Origin of the sequence: Rubrobacter marinus (assembly GCF_011492965.1) — a bacterium.
Lineage (GTDB): Bacteria > Actinomycetota > Rubrobacteria > Rubrobacterales > Rubrobacteraceae > Rubrobacter_F > Rubrobacter_F marinus.
The window spans coordinates 1,555,368-1,571,176 of sequence record NZ_CP045121.1; the positions used below are offsets into that span (position 1 = coordinate 1,555,368).

Here is a 15,809-nt window from a genome sequence, read left to right on the forward strand (position 1 = left end):
AGTTGACCATCCCCGCAGGCCAGCACGAAACCTTTCGAACGCCGCAGGCGACCTCGGGACCGCTCCTGGTCGCCCGGTGCGGGACCTTGTTGCTCGACATCGAGCGACGGCGGTCCCGCATCCTGGACCGCCCGCGTGAGGTCCCCGCAAGCTCACATCCAGGTTGGACCAAAAATCCCTCCGCTTACCTCCTCGACCGCCACCAGCTCGCCGAAGACCTCGCCCTCTCGACCTCGAACGTCAGGCCGACGATGCCACTACGGTTCCTGTAGTAGCTCGTCAGCCCCTCCGCCTCGATCGCCGCGGCGGTCACGAGGGGACGCGCGTCCGGCGGCCCGCTGTGGACGCCTCCCCGGCGTTCGCCCGCGCGGAGCCACCGCTGACGTGCGGGTAGACCAGGATAGGACCGGTGGCCGCCCTCAGGACCTTCGAGGAGACGCTGCCGAACCTCGCCCTTCCGATCACGCCGAGCCCCCGGCTTCCTACCGCCAGAAGGCTTCTGGACTCTTCGCCGGCGCGCAAAATGGCGGCGGCGGGATCTCCCTCCACCAACCGCGTTGTCAGGCCGTTGCCGGGCCGTTGCCGGAGGTTCCGTGCCCGCTTCGCGAGGGCGTCCTCCTCTCGGGCGCGTTCCTCGTCCAGCCTGCGGCGGTCCTCGGGGCTCCACCCCCCGATGGGCTCGGGCGGGTAGCGGTACGCCCGCACCAGCACGATCCCTGCCCCGAAGACCGCGCCGATGGAGGCGGCCAGGCCGGCAGCGCCTCCGGCGGCCCCGGAGCCGTCGTCCCCTACGATCACCCTCTCCGGAGGCCAGGCGTCCTGCCCACCGCGCACGACGAGTACCGGGAACTTCGAGTGGTGGACCACGCCCTCGGAGACGCTGCCCAGCAAGATGCGCCCGATGGCCCCGTGCCCCCGGCCGCCCACGACCACGAGGGCCGGCTCGACCTCCTCGGCGAGGCCTAGGATCGCGTCTATCGGGGGCCGTGCAGGAGGCGGGGCTCCGCGACGATGCCGCCGAGAGCTTCAATCTCGTCCACCTCGGCCTCCAAGACCCTGCGGGCCTCCCGCTCGTACAGGTGGTAGTACTCGGCCCCCGCAACCGAGGGGTAACCGGGGTGTACCGGGTTCCAGGCGTGGGCGACGCACAGCTCCGCGCCCATCCCCTTAGCAAGGTTCGTCGCCGCCCGCGCGGCGAGCCTGGCGTCCTCGGAGCCGTCGGTGGCCAGCAGGATCCTCTTCACCGAAACGTTCATCTCTCCTCCTCTTCTCCCCCGGATTTCCTTTCTGTGCGCCCGGTCCGGGCATTGCGCCCGATCTCGCGGGGCGCAGGATGGTGTACGGTCCGCCCGCGACGGGCGTCGTGGGCCACGAGTGGTTCGGTGCCGTGGTAGCCCTGGACCACGACAACGCGCCCAACAGCGCCAGGACGGCGGCGGGGATGAGGGGCCACCCCATTCGCCCGGCCTCGCCTCCGCCGATCGGTCACGTGCGCGAGCAGGCCTAACGCAACCGCCGGGCCCAGCAAAAGTGTCCCGGCTACGGTGGCCTCCCCGAGGCCCACGGGGAGACCCGCCATGACTACTGCCACGGTCAGGGCGGCGCCGCCCGCAACGAGCACCCACGGGCGCTTGCGCCCGGCGAGGTATACGGCGAAGAAGCCCACCCCTATGCCGCCCAGCAGGAAGGACCCTGCCCATCCCGCGGCGGTGCCCGCAGAGATCGTCCGCAGGAGCGCCGAGGCCGCGATACCCAGGAGCGAGAACCCCGGTAGCGCCGCCCACGGGCGTCCGGCGACGTCCCCGAAGAAGGCGTAGAGGAAGGCCAGCCCGGCACCGCCGAACAGCACCGGAGGGATCAGGCCCGCGCCCGGGGCGCCGAGGGTCGCGAGCATCAGCCAACAGCCCGCGACGACCAGCAGCGCGCCCCACAGGTTCCGCGACCGTTCCGGCTCCGAAGAAGACCCTCCCGCTCGCGCGGTCCGACCCGGCGCCCCCGCGCGGTACCGCTTACCGTTCTGAGGCGACCGTTCGGAAAGCACGTAAGAAGCCACCCTTCATTCGTCGAGCAGGCCGGCCTTGCGGGCCTTGGCGAGGGCCTCGAGCTGCGAGTGGGCCCCGAGGGCCTGCAGGAGCGAGCGGACGTGGTTTCTCACGGTGGCCTGCGAGAGGTAGAGCTCGCGGCGGATCTCCTTTACGCCCTTCCCGTCGGCGAGCATCCCCAAGACCTCGCGCTGCCTCGGCGTAAGCTCCGGAGCGTCCCTGTGCTTCGGACGGGCGGCCGTGGCGGTCTCCTCCCTCGGGGAGAGGCGTAGCAGGCCCCGCGCCATCTCCAAAGTGTCGTGCGCCCTCTGTGCGTCTCGCACGAGGTGGACGAGGTAGGTCCCCGCTTTGGTGTCCAAGCCGAGCACGCTCACCCCGATCCAACGCCCGCCGCCCATGCGCGTCTCGATGCGGGCGTCGTAGCCGGGTATAGGTTGCCCGTCGCGGCCCAGCCGCGTCGCGGCCCAGGCCCGGGCGCTGAACGAGCCGCCATCCTCGCACTCGCCGACCAGCACCTCGTAGAACGGCATCCCGACGGCCTCCTCGGCGAGTATCCCGGTGAGGGACTCCATCCGCGAGTCCCAGTAGAGGATGCGGTGATCTGGGGCCACCGCGAAGACCGCGTCCATCGTGCGCGCCCCCACGAAGCCCTCCACCACCGGGGGAAGGACCCCCGCGCCGTTCTCGTGTCCCTCCTTCGCGAGGAGCGGGACGGTCGTCTCCGTTCGGTCCTCTGTTCTAGCGTTGAGCGTCTTCTCCATCGCCCTTCCCCTCAGGCTTGATCTCCCTTACGCCCTCCATGATCGGCGAAGGCAACAGGCTGGTCATGAGAAAGCTCGATCATCTTTGTCTGGGCGCCCGTACCACGACCGGCTGGGCAAAATTGCCCATGCTTCTCGCCAGGTCGTGCGATAATCTCGGCGAACAGGGGACGCGACTGTGAGTGCATCGCCTGAAGGGAACCGATGGAGAAGGTCCTTCGAGGGCTGGATCTTCGCCCGCCCTCCGTGGTCGTAGACCTTCGTGGCGGGGAGGTGGTGAGGCCGTGGTGGGTGGATCGCAGAACGGCAAGGAACGGCCGTCGTGGGAGAACGAGAAGGATTACGGGGTGGCTGTCGAGCTGGCGGGCCTGGGTCTGGCGCAGATCGACGCATCCAGCGGCCGTCTCCTCGCCGTGAACGAGAAGATGTGCGAGATCACCGGTTACTCCTCCGAGGAGCTCTTGGGCATGACGTTCGGGGAGATCACGCGCGCCGAAGACCGCGACGGGGACCTGGAGGGTTTCCGGAGCGTGCTGCGCGGCGAGAAGCCGGAGCATCCAGTCGAGCAGCGCTACGTACGCAAGGATGGCTCGGCGATCTGGGTCGATTTGAACGCGAGCGTCGTGCGCGACGAGTACGGCCGGCCTCTGCGCATGATGGCGGTGGCACGGGACGTGACGGAGCGCAGGGAGGCCGAGGAGCGCTTCCGGGTGCTCTCGGAGGCCACGGTCGAGGGCGTGGTCGTGCACGAGATGGGGACCATCCTCGAGGCGAACCCGTGCTTCGCCGCGATCTTCGGCTACGACGGGACCGAGGAGGTGGTCGGCAGGACCATGCCGGAGTTCGTGACGCCGGAGTCGGCCGAGCTCGCGATGCGTCACTTCCGGGAGGGCTTCGAGGGCTGGTACGAGGGCGTGGGGGTGAAAAAGGACGGGACGACCTTCCCCATAAAAGCGGTCGGAAGGGAGAGCGCGTATCGCGGGCGCCCCGTGCGCGTCTCCGTGGTGCGCGACACTACCGAGCGCAAGCGAGCGGAGGAGAAGCTCCGGGGGAGCGAGGAGCGCCTGCGCACGATCGTCGACGCGGAGCCCGAGTGCGTCAAGGTGCTCGGCCCCGACGGCACGCTGCTGGAGATGAACCCCGCCGGCCTCGCCATGATCGAGGCGTACTCCTTCGAGGAGGTGCGCGGCAAGCCGGTGCACAAGATGGTCTCCCCCGAGTACCGGGACGCGTTCGTGGCGCTTACCGAGGAGGTCTTCGCCGGCGGATCGGGGGAGCTCGAGTTCGAGATCGTGGGCCTCAAGGGGACGCGGCGCTGGCTGGAGACGCACGCCGCACCCCTTCGCGACGCCAAAGGCGAAGTCTTCGGGCTGCTCGGCGTGACGCGCGACGTCACCGAGAGGAAGGAGGCCGAGGAGAAGCTGAGGGCGTCCGTCAAGGAGCTCTCGGACCTGAAGTTCGCCCTCGACGAGTCGGCGATCGTCGCGTTCACCGACCAGAAGGGCCGCATCACCTACGTCAACGACAAGTTCTGCGAGGTCTCGGGCTACTCCAGGGCCGAGCTGATCGGCCGGGACCACCGCCTCATCAACTCCGGCTACCATCCCGAGGGGTTCATCAAGGACCTGTGGCGCACGATCGCGCGCGGCAGGATCTGGCGGGGGGAACTCAGGAACAGGGCCAAGGACGGCTCGATCTACTGGGTCGACACGACGATCGTGCCGTTCCTCGACGAGAGGGGCAAGCCCTACCAGTACGTCGCCATCCGCTACGAGGTCACCGACCGCAAGCAGGCCGAGGAGAAGCTGAGGGAGAGCAACGCCCTGCTCCAGTCCGTGATCGAGGGGTCGAGCGACGCCATCTACCTCAAGGACACCTGGGGCCGCTACCTCATGGCCAACTCTTCTGCCGCGGCGATCATCGGCAGGCCCGTAGAGGAGATCCTCGGCCGGGACGACTCCGAGTTGCTAGACGCGGAGACGGCAGCCTCGGTCATGGAGGTGGACCGTCGGATCATGAGCGCCGGCGAGACCTCGCGGGTCGAGGAGCGCGTGCCGGTGGCGGGAGAGCCGAGGACGTTCCTCTCGACGAAGGCGCCATACCGCGACCACCGCGGCGAGGTTACGGGCCTGATCGGGGTCTCCTCGGACATCACCGACCTCAAGAGGGCCGAGGAAGAGCTGCGCGAGATCCGGGAGGCCGAGAGGAGCCGCATAGCCCGCGACCTCCACGACGTGGTCTTGCAGGACCTCGTCTACGCCCTGCAGACGGTGCGCTCCCTCGACGAGGGGCAGACCTCGGCGCGAAACGGGGGCCATGACGCCCGGCTGCACGAGGCCGCAGCGGCTCTGCAGAGGTCCGTCCAGGGTCTCAGGGGGGCCGTCTACGACCTGGGTGCCGAAGAAGGGAAAGGGGCGTTCCTGCGCTCCGTGGAGGCGCTGGTGGAATTGAACAGGCGCATGAACCCCGGCTGCGAAGTGGAGATGGAGGTGGGGGAGGGCTTCCCCGAAGAGATGCCGGAGGGGGTCGGGGATCAGCTCTTGCGCATCGTGCAGGAGTCGCTTGCCAACGCGCGTCGCCACTCCGGAGCCGGCCGCGTGAGGGTCTTCGCCGGGTCGTCGGGCGCAAAGCTCTGGGTGGAAGTCTCGGACGACGGGCGCGGCTTCGAGCCCGACGGTACCCGCGCAGGGATGGGCACCAGGGGCATGAGGGAGAGGGCCCGCGCTTTGGGGGGGAGCCTACTCGTGTCTAGCAGGCCCGGCGGCGGCACGCGCGTACGGGTCGAAGTGGATACGAGTAGGAACGGAGGAGGTGTCGCCGAAGACTCCGCCGTCCTGCGTCGAGCACGCGTCCTGATCGTCGACGACCACGCCTCCTTTCGAGAGGGCGTCGCGTCCGCCCTGGAAGACGAGCCGGACCTCTCCGTCGTGGGGCAGGCGGGCTCGCTCGCCGAGGCGCGGGAGTGGCTCGAGGGCGAGGCGGCGGACGTGGCGGTGCTCGACCTCGGGCTCCCGGACGGCCACGGCGCCGAGCTGATCGGAGACCTGCGCGCCGCGGATTCCGAGGCGCAGGCCCTGATCCTGAGCGCCACGGACGACCGCGCGGAGATCGCGCAGGCCGTCGAGCTCGGGGCGGCGGGGCTCCTCCACAAGTCCACCGGCATGGAGGAGGTCGCGGACGCCATACGCCGCATAAGGGCGGGCGAGGCGCTGCTACCGCTCGAGGAGGTGATCGACCTCCTGCGCCTCGCGGGCGCGCGCAAGGATCGGGAGCAGGAGGCGCGCACCGCGATCTCGAGTCTCACGGAGCGCGAGAAGGAGGTGCTCTCGCTGCTCGCCGAGGGGCTCGAGCCCGAGGAGATAGCGAAGAGGCTCCACGTTAGCGCCAAGACCGAGCGCAACCACGTCGCCAACATCCTCAAGAAGCTCGGGGTCCACTCCCGGCTCCAAGCGCTCGTCTTCGCCGTGCGCCACGGCCTCGTGGAGATCGGCAAGCCCGAGAACCGGGCGCGTAACCCGGTTTAAAACAGTCCTGCGTAAGCACCCGAGCGCACGCGTCGAAGGCGACCGGGCCGCGGCAACGAGAAACGAGCCCGATTGCGGTTCGCATCACCGTTGCGCGAGGCCCGTAGATCGAGCTCCGTTCTGGCCCAACGGGCGAACTCCAGGACCTCCCTGCCGGAGACGGAGAACGCCCTGTGCTCCCTTGGGGAGGTCGGAACGTTCCTCAACGAGTGGCGGTTTTCCTCGTCCTAGACCAGCTTGAACCGTGGCCTGGGAGGCGGGCTGCCCGCCTCCCAGGCGTGGCCGTCTACTCCAGCTCTATCTTTTTGGGCAATTCTTCCACCGCCGGGGCGCTCCCCGGGATCTTTACCTCGAGCACCCCGTCCTCGAAGCTCGCCTTGATCTCGTCGGCGTCGACCCCTTCGGGCAGGGTCATACTCCTCCTGAACGACCCGTAGCGGCGCTCGCGGACCAGGTAACCGGCAGTTTTCTGCTCCGTCTCCTCCTTGTGCTCGCCGGAGATCGCGAGCACGCCGTTGTGGACGGAGACGTCTACGTCCTCGCGCTTGACGCCCGGGAGCTCGGCGCGGATCACCATGCCGCCGTTCTCGGCCGTGACGTCGATCGCCGGGGCCCACTCGGTCGTCTCCGCAGCTTGGGGGAGGCGCCCGAAAGTCCCGCCGAACAAACGGTCCATCTCGCTCTGCAAGTCTCTGAATCCCCTAAATGGGCTCAACATCTCGGTACCTCCTCGTGGGTAGTGGTGCTCGTACAATAACCGTCCGCGTCATCCCTATACTTCGCGACCTCCTCCCGGCGTTCGTGTTCGTCTCCCGCGCTACGCCTTCAGGACGACTTTGAGCGCGTCGGTGTGGGCGGCGTCGGCGAACGTCTCGTAGGCCTCCTCTATCTCCCCGAGCCCGAAGCGGTGGGTGGCGAAGGGGGTGGGGTCGAGCCGGCCCTCGGCGACGAGCCTCAGGAGGGTCGGGGTGGAGTAGGTGTCCACGAGGCCGGTGGTGATGGTGACGTTCTTGATCCAGAGCTTCTCGAGGTGCAGCGTCGCGGGGGCGCCGTGTACGCCGAGGTTGGCGACGTGCCCACCGGGCCTGACGAGCTCGGTGCACAGCTCGAAGGTCTCGGGGACGCCGACCGCCTCCATCGCCACGTCCGCGCCGAGCCCGTCGGTTAGCTCCATCACCCTCGCGACCGCGTCCTGTGTGGAGGGGTCGATCGTCTCGTCCGCACCGAACTTTTTCGCCTGCGCAAGACGGGAGTCGGCGAGATCGATGGCGACGATCCTGCTCGGAGCGTAGAGCTTGGCGGTGAGCATCGAGGCGAGGCCGATAGGTCCCGCGCCCACGACGGCGACGGTGGCACCGGGCTCGACCCGCCCGTTCAGCACTCCGACCTCGTAGCCGGTGGGGAGGATGTCCGCGAGGAACAGGATCTGCTCGTCGGATAGCCCTCGGGGATTTTGTAGAGGCCGTTGTCGGCGAATGGGATGCGGGCGTACTCGGCCTAGGTGCCGTCGACGAGGTGGCCGAGGATCCAACCGCCCCCTCGAGGCACTGCCCGTACGCACCCCCCCGGCAGTATGCGCACCTCCCGCACGACGAGATGCACGAGACTAGCACTTTGTCCCCCTCGGCCAGGCTTTCGACGCCCGCGCCCTTCTCGACGACGGTACCTACGGCCTCGTGGCCCAAAATCCCCCCGCTCGTAACCTCGGAGACGTCGTCCTTGAGAATGTGCAGGTCTGTGCCGCAGATGGTCGTCGTATCTATCCTGACGACCGCGGCGGTAGGCCGCTCGATGGCAGGGTCCTCCTTGGATTCCCAAACCTTCTCTCTCGGACCGTGGTAGACCAGCGCCTTCATGGGCTTCGAACTCCTCTCGCTCATGGCTTCTGCGACGGACCGGAGCCTCGGAGGTATGCGGGGGACCTGCCCATATCAGTCGGAGTCTCGCTCAGAAGAGCGGAGCAATCATGGCAGATCGTAACCATCCGTCTAACGCAGGTTGACCAAACACGCCTACAAAAGACGGCCCTGAGAGTACCAATGCATCCAAGGCGAAGGTCTCGCCCGTGCGTGACTCCTGATGGGTCTCGACGGTGGGGGATCTCACCTCCGGGGCGCGGCCGGGGGCACGGCGGACGAAAGCTCGATCTCCACGTGCTCCACACCGTCCTCGTAGCGCAACTTCTCCGGCAGGTTCAGGTCCCTGAGGAGGTTGAGCATGCGGGCATTCTCAGGGAGCACGACCCCGGTGAAGATTCGGACGCCCCTCCTCCTGGCCGCTCCTATTAAGCGGCGGGTGAGCTCCAGCCCAAGACCCCACCCCTGCCAGTCGTCCTCCACCGCCGCGGCGTACTCGGCCCTGCCTGCCCGTCCCTCCCGGTAGAAGCTGGCCATCCCGACGATTTCCTCCGGATCCTCGGGGTCGAGCGCCACCAGGGCGAAGCCTCCGGCACCTTCGGCGTCGGCGAAGTAGGCCGCCATCTTGTCGCTCAGGTCGGGCTTGGCGCCGAAGTACCTCAAGTAGACGGAGCGCCCACTCAGGCGGTGGTGGAAGCGTTGGAGGGCCGCGGCGTCGGCGGGAAGCACCGGCCGGTATGCCACGCGCTCGCCGTCGAGCAGCTCCACGAACCCCTCGTCCCCGTTTGGCGGGGCGGCCGTGTCCACGGCGTTGTTTGCGGCTTTGTCTGCGTCCGAAGGCTTCATCTCGGGCCCTCCTCCTCGCACGATAGACCTCTAAGCTCGTCTACCCGCAAGCTATTCGAGGCCAGTAATCCGAGCGTGAGTAGGATGGGTCATTCGTCTAGTCAAGGATGTCCAGAGGCGGCGAGGGGGAACCGCCCGAGGCAGATGCTCGCTGTTTCCGCCGTGTGCCCCTGCTGCCATCCCGCGGCATGCCATGAGGACGTGCCTTTTCGAGGGGCTGGTTCAGAAGGGCCGGGGTAACGGCCCGGAGGCGTATGCGGCGGCCCACGACTCCTCGCGGCTTGCCTCTCCGAGCCTTCGCCGGCCCTTCCACCCGAGCGCGTTCTCCTCGCAACGCCCGGGCCCGCTCTTAAGCGTCTTGGGGGTAGACGAGCACGGGACCGGGGGCGGCCCGCAGGACCTTGGTCGAGACGCTGCCTAGGAGGGGCATCGTGACGGCCCCCCGGCCACGATCTCCGGCGCCGGCCCCTCGTCTGCCGACGGCGATGAGCGTTCCCCGCGACGCACCGGCCTCGTCGAGGATGAGCGCGGCGGCGTCGCCTACCCTCGCTACGTTCCGGGGCGGACGCGCGAGCGATCTCGCTAGCTCGGAGGCCCTCCGCCGCAGGGCCTCCTTCTGACCCGAGCGGTGTTCGTCCTCCCGAGTCCGGGCGTCGTCCAGCCTTCGGGGTGGCCTCGGGAGGCCGCGCACCAGCGTGGCTTCCGAGCCGAAGAGCCCCCCGATCCTCGCCGCCAGGTCTCCGGCCCTCGCGGCCTCTTCCGAGCCGTCGTCACCGACCACGATCTCCGACGGCGGCCAGCAACCTTCACCGCCGCGCACGACGAGCACGGGACAGGGCGCCCTGTGGACCACCCCCTCGGCGACGCTGCCTAGCACGAGGAGCTCGACCGGACCCAGGCCGCGGCTCCCGACGACGATGAGGCCGTTCTCCAGATCCTCGGCCAGGTCGACGATCTCCTCCACGGGATCCCCAAGCTCCAGGCGGGCCTCCGCTACGGCGCAGCCGCGCCGCTCTATACTCCTGACCTCCCGCTCTAGCAGCTCCCGGGCTTCGTCGGCGAAGAGGAAGGCGTACTCCTCCGGCGCCTCGAAGTGCCTGACGTAGTCCGAGATGTCCTGCCCCACGTGCACCACCCGCAGCGCGGAGCCTGCTCGCGAGCAGAGATCGGACGCGACCCGGGTAGCCAGTGCCGCGTCCGGCGAGCCGTCGGTGGCGAGCAGTACCTCTGCCGGTAGACCGTTCATATGATCGAAAACCCCTTTCCGTGTAATGCTTTGGGGCCGGAGACCGTCGTTGGTGGTCGGGGTCCCGTGTCCTGGTACTGGGCCGCCTTGCCGGGCCATCCCTCGCCGCGCCCTTCTTACTCGCCCAACCGGTCGCGATCCCTCTTCTCTGTTGGAGGCTCAGCTCGCTCCACCGCTCGTTCGGATCGTCCGCTCCTCCTTCGGGTTACCGATCTTCGCTTCAGAGGTTAGTCGAGGGAGGGGCCGCTACCCTGAGCAGATCTCGCCATCGCGCTGGTCAAAGTCGCCCAAATCCATGCGCGAGGAACCACGATCGCTCCGTACCGCACGCGGCGATGCGCTTGCGGAAGCCAAGCAGTGGCGACGATGCCTCGGTCGGCCGTCCGCGAGCCCGGCCGAACGCGCCAGGGGCCTCCTCTTGTCGCGCTTCGTGTCAGGCCGTGGGCGTCCTCTGGTGCTAGTTTAAGAAGAACGCTAGCTAAGACGCCGCCTCGAAGCTTGGCTTCATGCTCTTTCGCCGCTGACTCCCGCGTGAGGTTCGCGCCGGTTCAGCGGGGAACGCGGGAGCCCCCCGCTGCCGCATCCGGCAATGCGCGCGCCTGCGGGGATCTACTCCACGCGAACGGTTGTCGTATGACCGTCTTGAGCTTCTCTGGCGCGGTTCGACGGGGATCGCCCAGGTAGATCTCGTGGTGCTTGCCGCGCATCTCGTGCCCCTGATCGGCCATAAGCTCGTGCAGCTCGCGTATCGTCGGGCCTTCCTCGGAGTAGGGGCCAGAGTACAGGATCCGGGCCGATGGTCCCTCGCGTAAGGGCTCCAGCCGCATCTTCGGGAGGCGGGCACTGGGCCCCGCTTCCTCTCGACACGCCCCTTCGCCTCCTCGACCATCTCCTCCGTCACGAACTCGGGATGCATGATCATCATCATGGTCCACTTCCAGACGAACTTGTTCGCAACGCTGAACTGCGTCATGTCGTCGGCCCACCAGAGGTCTTCGAGCGGCATGACCGGGTAGTCGACCGCCGCTGCGCCCTTCCTGGGCATGAACTTGAGCGTGTAGGAGACGGCGTACAGGGCCTCCACGGCTTCGCGGTGCTCGGGGGAGATATTGGGGTCCCCTTCGCCGTCGACAATCAGGAAGCTCATCTCGGGGACGTCCACAACGCCGATCTTTCTCGCCGATGGGTTGTAGAGGTGCTTGAGCTCCTTCTTCGGGTCCACCTTTTGCACCTTCTTCCTCCTCTCCTTCGTCTTTTCGCGTTTGGCGGTTCCCTCTCCGATGCGATAGACGCCGAAAAGTGTGGTTATGCCTCTTGCTGCTTTCCTGATGCCCGAGCCAACCGGAAGAGCTTGCGGGCGACGAGGACGTTCCACGCCACCACCAGGAGCCCCCCGGGCACGGCGAGCAGCATCGCCACGCCCAGGGCGTCGGGGACGAGCGTCGTCCAGACTGTGAACGCAAGGAGGAGCGAGAAGCCCAGGATGCCGAAGTAGGCCGTCGGCCTGCCGAAGGCGCCACCGCGCAGCATGACGAGGGAGATCGCGATCTGGGCGACCGAGGGCAGGACGAAGCCGACGAGGCTGCCGGGGGTGAAGTCCGCGCCTCGAGCGAGGATCGCCTCCCCCGCGGCGGCTAGGGCGGCCCTCTCGGCTTCCGTAGAGGCCGCCGTGTGTTCCCCGCTCAGGACGAACATGGGGACGGCGGCGTTGTTCGAGACGTAGACCGCCCCGCCGAACAGGAACAGCACGAGGGCGAGTGCCGCGAGCGCCTCGTCTATCCGCCTGTGGACGGCGTAGAGAGCGAGGAAAATGGGGATACCCAGGATCAGGTTCAGCACGTTGAGGAGGCCGAGATCTCGGAAGGCGTAGTACACATCATCGCGAAACAGCGCGAACCAGTCGACCGCGGACTGTGCTCCGGGCTGTACCTCTCCCCGGGGCAACACCGCCGAGACGAGGATGTCCAGAAGGACTAGCAGGACGCTCGTCAGAGCGGCCGTACCGCCGGTTTTGTAGAGAACTTTCGGGCTCGTATCCGCGGCCTCCGTCCTTACAACCCGGCTACGCCTCCTCAGCAGCATTTCGTCATCCTCGCGGTCGCGTGGATGCCGTCTCCGTCTACCTCCCCTCGAGGTGTCCTTGTCAGCCCGAATAGCCTCAGGGCTATCAGGACGTTCCAGGCCAGAAGGGGAAGGACCGAGATGGTGAAGAGGATGAGGCCCACCGTCCCAGGAACGTAGAGTCCCCAGTTGAGAATGGCCGCCGCGAGCCCGGCATAGGCGGTCGGCCTACCGAAGATACCGCCCCGCAGCATCACGATCGGGACCACCAGCAGGTAGACGCTGAAGAGGTTGATGCCGACGTGGAAGGCGGTGCCGTGGAAGGTGGCGAGCATCGCCTCACCCGCCGCCAGAAAGAGGTCCCTCTCGGCGTCCGTGGTCGCAGCGGCGTACCGGTCGCTCAGGTAGAGCATCTCCAGGGCGGGCCGCGCCACGACGAAGGCCACGGACTGCAGGAGGCCGAGGACCAGGGCGATCGCCATGAGGGATTCGGCGGCTCGCCTCAGCGCGACGAAGAGAGCGAGGGTGGTCGCCGCGCTGAGGACGGCGTTGACGACGAACAGGAGCTCGAACGCAAGGAGCCCCCCGAGCTTGCTCTCCCGGAACAGATCGAACCACCCGAGCGCGGTCTCGGGCTGCCCCCAGACGACGAAGACGACCGCCTGCATCGGGACGAGCGCCGCTCCGAACAGCGCCGCCGCGCCGCCGACGCGGTAGAGCCACCTCCACCGCATCTCCGCGGCCTCGCCACGGAGCCCGGCTGCGTGCTAACGACGGGCAGATGGGGGAGAGGCACCTGGCGTTTTCATCGCGGTACTCCTTAAGACCTCTGGTTTCTATCCACCGGACCGGTCGCGGCGAGGGCAGAGCGTACTCGCCGCGACCGGTCCGCCCCGTTCGGCGGCGATCAAGCCGTTCTCGGTCTGGCGGGCGCCGCGGCGTCCCCCTGGCCCCTGAGCCTGCGCAGTACCGCTACCTTGACGATCAACGCAAGCGAGGCGAGGCCGAGGATGAAGAAGGGGATGTCCGGCACGTACAGCAGGGCGACCATCGCGGCGCCGACCATCACGGCGTAAGCCGTCAACACTTGGAAGAGCATCCGGTTGCCCGCCGGGTACTTCAGGAACAGGAGGCTCAGGGCGACCGTGGTCGTCGGGCAGCCCATGAGCCCGTAGGTGTCGAACAAAAGCTCCGCCGGGTCGAAGACGAGGCGGACGCCGAAGACGTACGGCGGGTACCAGAAGCCCCACACGAGCATGGGTACCGCGACGAGTAGGCGCCACTTCTCGATGCTTCTGAAATCCAGGTCCAGCCTCGGCTCCCTCAGCTCCCGGTACCACTGGTACAGCATGATCAGGAGGAAGACCGGGGTCGCCCCGTACACCGCGAGGGCGGCGAGGCCCATCCTCTCGTACAGCTCGATGCTCATCCACACACCGACGAAGACGAACAGCCAGGCGTAGCTGAGGGCGAAGTAGGCCGCGAAGGCCCTCCGGTAGCGGCTGCCGCAACGGAAGATCAGGTAGAACAAGGCGAGCGTTGTGAGGTGCCAGATCAGGGCCACCCACGCGAACGCGGCGCGGTACTCGCCGACCAGCTGCCCCACGGTCTTTCCGAACTCGACCCCGAAGGGATCCATGTCCGCTCCTTCACGAAAAGGTCGGGCGCGAACCCGCGCCAGCGAGCCTCGCACTCACGATGCCAGCTTAACTCCAGGGCGGCGTCGTGCCCTGGCAAGGATTAACCACTTCGTGCCCCAAGCGCATCATTCGGTTTGCGGAGCGGCATCGACACCAGACGCTTCGGCTTTGGCTGTCGTCGATCGTCTCCTTACCGCTACGTTCCTGCCACGGTCACCTATTCACGCCTCTCCGGGAGCAGAACCGGCGCGCGTGCGGCCCGTCGCACGTAACCGAGGACCGGCGCTGCTCGATAACGCGGTTGGGCTCAGTCGTGGCCAGAACCTCCCCGGCTTCGGCCGCCCAGCCTGCCCAGGAAGGGGGAGCCGGCGCCGAGCAGGAACCCGAAGTCGTACCAGTTGCCACTCCTCTCGGCGTTGTAGACCGGGAACTGGTCCCACGCGCCGAAGACGTGGACGATAAGGACGATCCAGGCCGTAAGCCCGTTCCAGAAGCCCCAGAGTAGATCTGCCCACCACACGAGGATCCTCCCGTCTTTGTATTTTCGAGTCACCCATTCGACCGGATCGCAAGGCGGGCCGATGCGTTCGCCACGAGCCCGCGGGGAGCGGCGCAGCTCCCGAAGGACCTCGAAGTATCCGTGCTCCACGCTGAAGGTGGCCAATTGTGTGACTCGTCGCTGGACGGCATGTCCGGCAACCGCCACCGACTAACCCGAAATCACGCTCCCATTGAAGTCATGCTGGGGCTGTTTCGCCTGGGCACGCAGGAGACCGATGGCCAACACTGCCACCCAGAGCATGGTGGTGTAGATGTTGAAGCGCTCCTCGAGCCCGCCCACGGCGTCGGGCCGTTCGTGGCGATTTGTTCTGCTTGCAAGCTCGTCAAGGCGCCGAATACGAGGACCGCGACAATCGTTGCGTACGAGTAGTACCGGAACCGCTTCCCGAGCAACGCGGCCCGAAGCCCATGGCCAGCACGACGCACAGCGACATCAGCGCCGTCGCCGGGATGTGCATGACGTTGCGCAGCGTCTCCTCGCCCGTTGCAAGGGCCTCGCGCGGGCGCATCGGGAAGAGCGCGCCGCCCGCGAAGCCGAAGGCCGCGTACCCGAGCAGCAGTACGCCCGTGATACGCGCCGCGCGTCTCGGACCGGCCAGCATCCATACGCCCACGGCGAAGGCCGCCACGAGCAGGGTGTACGGGACCACGTTCAGCGCGACCATCAAGGGCCTCGTCGGTGCCCCCTGGGCCGTCAACTCGCTGAACCATTGGTCGGCATAGCTGTAGCCCTCGTACCGCAGGGTACCGAGGACGTCGCCTGCGACGTACAGCACCGACGAGGCGACTCCGCAGCCGAGCAAAATCCGTCGTACCGTACCCCTCCCCCTCCGACGCTGCGCGAGCGAGACTCTGTTCGTCTTGACGGTGTCCATGACGTTCTCCTTCTCTACTCCACTTCTGGCGAACCCACGGCTCGGCCATCCGTCCGATCCCCGGTCTAGCCTGCAGGACCAGCCGGTGCTCCTTCATCTGAACGGATAGGTACGAGGCGCACCATGGGTATGCGGCGGCTGGTCCGCCTCCCGTACCTGGCAACCTCGGGCGCGGCCCGCAGTATGCGTGGCCATAGGGCGGCGTCCTCCTCGTCCGATAGCTCCTCGGCTCGCGCCCGCAGCGTGCGGCCGTCGACCTCGACCCATACCAGGGGGTCGGCCTTGAGGTTGAAGTACCAGCCCGGGGGATGGGGTAGACCGGAGTTGGCGGCCAGAACGATCATGTCCCCTGCACCGTCCGAGAAGAATTGCAGGGGACCGTGCGCTTCTTGCCTGA

16 protein-coding genes and 1 pseudogene are annotated in these 15,809 nt (G+C 67.6%); 1 reads left to right on the top strand and 16 read right to left on the bottom strand.

What is annotated here, in order from left to right; translation table 11 throughout:
• Positions 1-184 precede the first annotated feature (184 nt).
• The 5 genes from GBA65_RS25105 to GBA65_RS07950 all read right to left on the bottom strand — a co-directional run bounded on the left by GBA65_RS25105 (position 185) and on the right by GBA65_RS07950 (position 2,803).
• Positions 185-313, bottom strand: a complete 129-nt coding sequence (locus GBA65_RS25105) for a hypothetical protein (protein WP_266096558.1) — start codon at positions 311-313, stop codon at positions 185-187.
• On the bottom strand, positions 310-933 hold the full coding sequence (locus GBA65_RS07935; RefSeq protein ID WP_166396116.1) for a universal stress protein: 624 nt from the start codon (positions 931-933) through the stop codon (positions 310-312). Before GBA65_RS07935 ends, GBA65_RS25105 begins: the two co-directional genes overlap by 4 nt.
• Positions 934-974: 41 nt before the next feature.
• Positions 975-1,256 (bottom strand): universal stress protein, encoded by a 282-nt coding sequence (locus GBA65_RS07940; protein WP_166396117.1) that lies wholly within the window; start codon positions 1,254-1,256, stop codon positions 975-977.
• Positions 1,253-1,894: a hypothetical protein gene (locus GBA65_RS07945; RefSeq protein ID WP_166396118.1), complete on the bottom strand. Its 642-nt coding sequence runs from the start codon at positions 1,892-1,894 to the stop codon at positions 1,253-1,255. Before GBA65_RS07945 ends, GBA65_RS07940 begins: the two co-directional genes overlap by 4 nt.
• A 162-nt stretch (positions 1,895-2,056) precedes the next feature.
• Positions 2,057-2,803, bottom strand: a complete 747-nt coding sequence (locus GBA65_RS07950; protein WP_166396119.1) for a LuxR C-terminal-related transcriptional regulator — start codon at positions 2,801-2,803, stop codon at positions 2,057-2,059.
• A gap of 284 nt (positions 2,804-3,087) precedes the next feature.
• Here GBA65_RS07950 and GBA65_RS22930 point away from each other — a divergent pair, with 284 nt between their 5' ends.
• Entirely contained in the window at positions 3,088-6,327 is a 3,240-nt protein-coding gene (locus GBA65_RS22930; RefSeq protein WP_207956235.1) for a PAS domain S-box protein, read from the top strand.
• 286 nt (positions 6,328-6,613) lie between these two features.
• Here the strand turns inward: GBA65_RS22930 and GBA65_RS07975 are convergent, their stop codons facing one another.
• The 11 genes and pseudogenes from GBA65_RS07975 to GBA65_RS08025 form a co-directional block, all read right to left on the bottom strand.
• Positions 6,614-7,015, bottom strand: coding sequence for an Hsp20/alpha crystallin family protein (locus GBA65_RS07975; RefSeq protein WP_228281743.1), 402 nt, complete (start codon positions 7,013-7,015; stop codon positions 6,614-6,616).
• A 129-nt stretch (positions 7,016-7,144) separates the two neighbouring features.
• Positions 7,145-8,183: pseudogene (locus GBA65_RS26260) on the bottom strand (zinc-dependent alcohol dehydrogenase family protein).
• Between the two features lie 246 nt (positions 8,184-8,429).
• The gene (locus GBA65_RS07985) at positions 8,430-9,029 is read right to left on the bottom strand and encodes a GNAT family N-acetyltransferase (protein ID WP_166396121.1); all 600 of its coding nucleotides are present in this window, start codon (positions 9,027-9,029) and stop codon (positions 8,430-8,432) included.
• A gap of 349 nt (positions 9,030-9,378) precedes the next feature.
• On the bottom strand, positions 9,379-10,275 hold the full coding sequence (locus GBA65_RS07990; RefSeq protein WP_166396122.1) for a universal stress protein: 897 nt from the start codon (positions 10,273-10,275) through the stop codon (positions 9,379-9,381).
• 548 nt (positions 10,276-10,823) lie between these two features.
• On the bottom strand, positions 10,824-11,102 hold the full coding sequence (locus tag GBA65_RS26265; RefSeq protein WP_207956237.1) for a GyrI-like domain-containing protein: 279 nt from the start codon (positions 11,100-11,102) through the stop codon (positions 10,824-10,826).
• Between the two features lie 478 nt (positions 11,103-11,580).
• On the bottom strand, positions 11,581-12,357 hold the full coding sequence (locus GBA65_RS08000; protein WP_166396123.1) for a DUF4386 family protein: 777 nt from the start codon (positions 12,355-12,357) through the stop codon (positions 11,581-11,583).
• Positions 12,348-13,070 (bottom strand): DUF4386 family protein, encoded by a 723-nt coding sequence (locus tag GBA65_RS08005; protein ID WP_166396124.1) that lies wholly within the window; start codon positions 13,068-13,070, stop codon positions 12,348-12,350. Before GBA65_RS08005 ends, GBA65_RS08000 begins: the two co-directional genes overlap by 10 nt.
• Positions 13,071-13,243: 173 nt before the next feature.
• Complete coding sequence (locus GBA65_RS08010; RefSeq protein WP_166396125.1) at positions 13,244-13,975, bottom strand: hypothetical protein; 732 nt, start codon at positions 13,973-13,975, stop codon at positions 13,244-13,246.
• A 308-nt stretch (positions 13,976-14,283) separates the two neighbouring features.
• Positions 14,284-14,496, bottom strand: coding sequence for a hypothetical protein (locus GBA65_RS08015; protein ID WP_166396126.1), 213 nt, complete (start codon positions 14,494-14,496; stop codon positions 14,284-14,286).
• A gap of 364 nt (positions 14,497-14,860) precedes the next feature.
• A complete protein-coding gene (locus GBA65_RS08020) occupies positions 14,861-15,412 on the bottom strand; it encodes a DUF998 domain-containing protein (RefSeq protein ID WP_166396127.1) in 552 nt (183 codons plus the stop codon).
• 65 nt (positions 15,413-15,477) lie between these two features.
• Entirely contained in the window at positions 15,478-15,756 is a 279-nt protein-coding gene (locus tag GBA65_RS08025; RefSeq protein WP_166396128.1) for a nitroreductase/quinone reductase family protein, read from the bottom strand.
• Positions 15,757-15,809: the final 53 nt, after the last annotated feature.

Coding starts and splice junctions, on each gene's coding strand:
- GBA65_RS07940 (WP_166396117.1), bottom strand. CDS start 1,256: ATGAACGTTTCGGTGAAGAGGATCCTGCTGGCCACCGACGGCTCCGAG.
- GBA65_RS07945 (WP_166396118.1), bottom strand. CDS start 1,894: ATGCTCGCGACCCTCGGCGCCCCGGGCGCGGGCCTGATCCCTCCGGTG.
- GBA65_RS07950 (WP_166396119.1), bottom strand. CDS start 2,803: ATGGAGAAGACGCTCAACGCTAGAACAGAGGACCGAACGGAGACGACC.
- GBA65_RS07985 (WP_166396121.1), bottom strand. CDS start 9,029: ATGAAGCCTTCGGACGCAGACAAAGCCGCAAACAACGCCGTGGACACG.
- GBA65_RS07990 (WP_166396122.1), bottom strand. CDS start 10,275: ATGAACGGTCTACCGGCAGAGGTACTGCTCGCCACCGACGGCTCGCCG.
- GBA65_RS26265 (WP_207956237.1), bottom strand. CDS start 11,102: ATGCGGCTGGAGCCCTTACGCGAGGGACCATCGGCCCGGATCCTGTAC.
- GBA65_RS08000 (WP_166396123.1), bottom strand. CDS start 12,357: ATGCTGCTGAGGAGGCGTAGCCGGGTTGTAAGGACGGAGGCCGCGGAT.
- GBA65_RS08005 (WP_166396124.1), bottom strand. CDS start 13,070: ATGCGGTGGAGGTGGCTCTACCGCGTCGGCGGCGCGGCGGCGCTGTTC.
- GBA65_RS08010 (WP_166396125.1), bottom strand. CDS start 13,975: ATGGATCCCTTCGGGGTCGAGTTCGGAAAGACCGTGGGGCAGCTGGTC.
- GBA65_RS08020 (WP_166396127.1), bottom strand. CDS start 15,412: ATGGACACCGTCAAGACGAACAGAGTCTCGCTCGCGCAGCGTCGGAGG.
- GBA65_RS08025 (WP_166396128.1), bottom strand. CDS start 15,756: ATGATCGTTCTGGCCGCCAACTCCGGTCTACCCCATCCCCCGGGCTGG.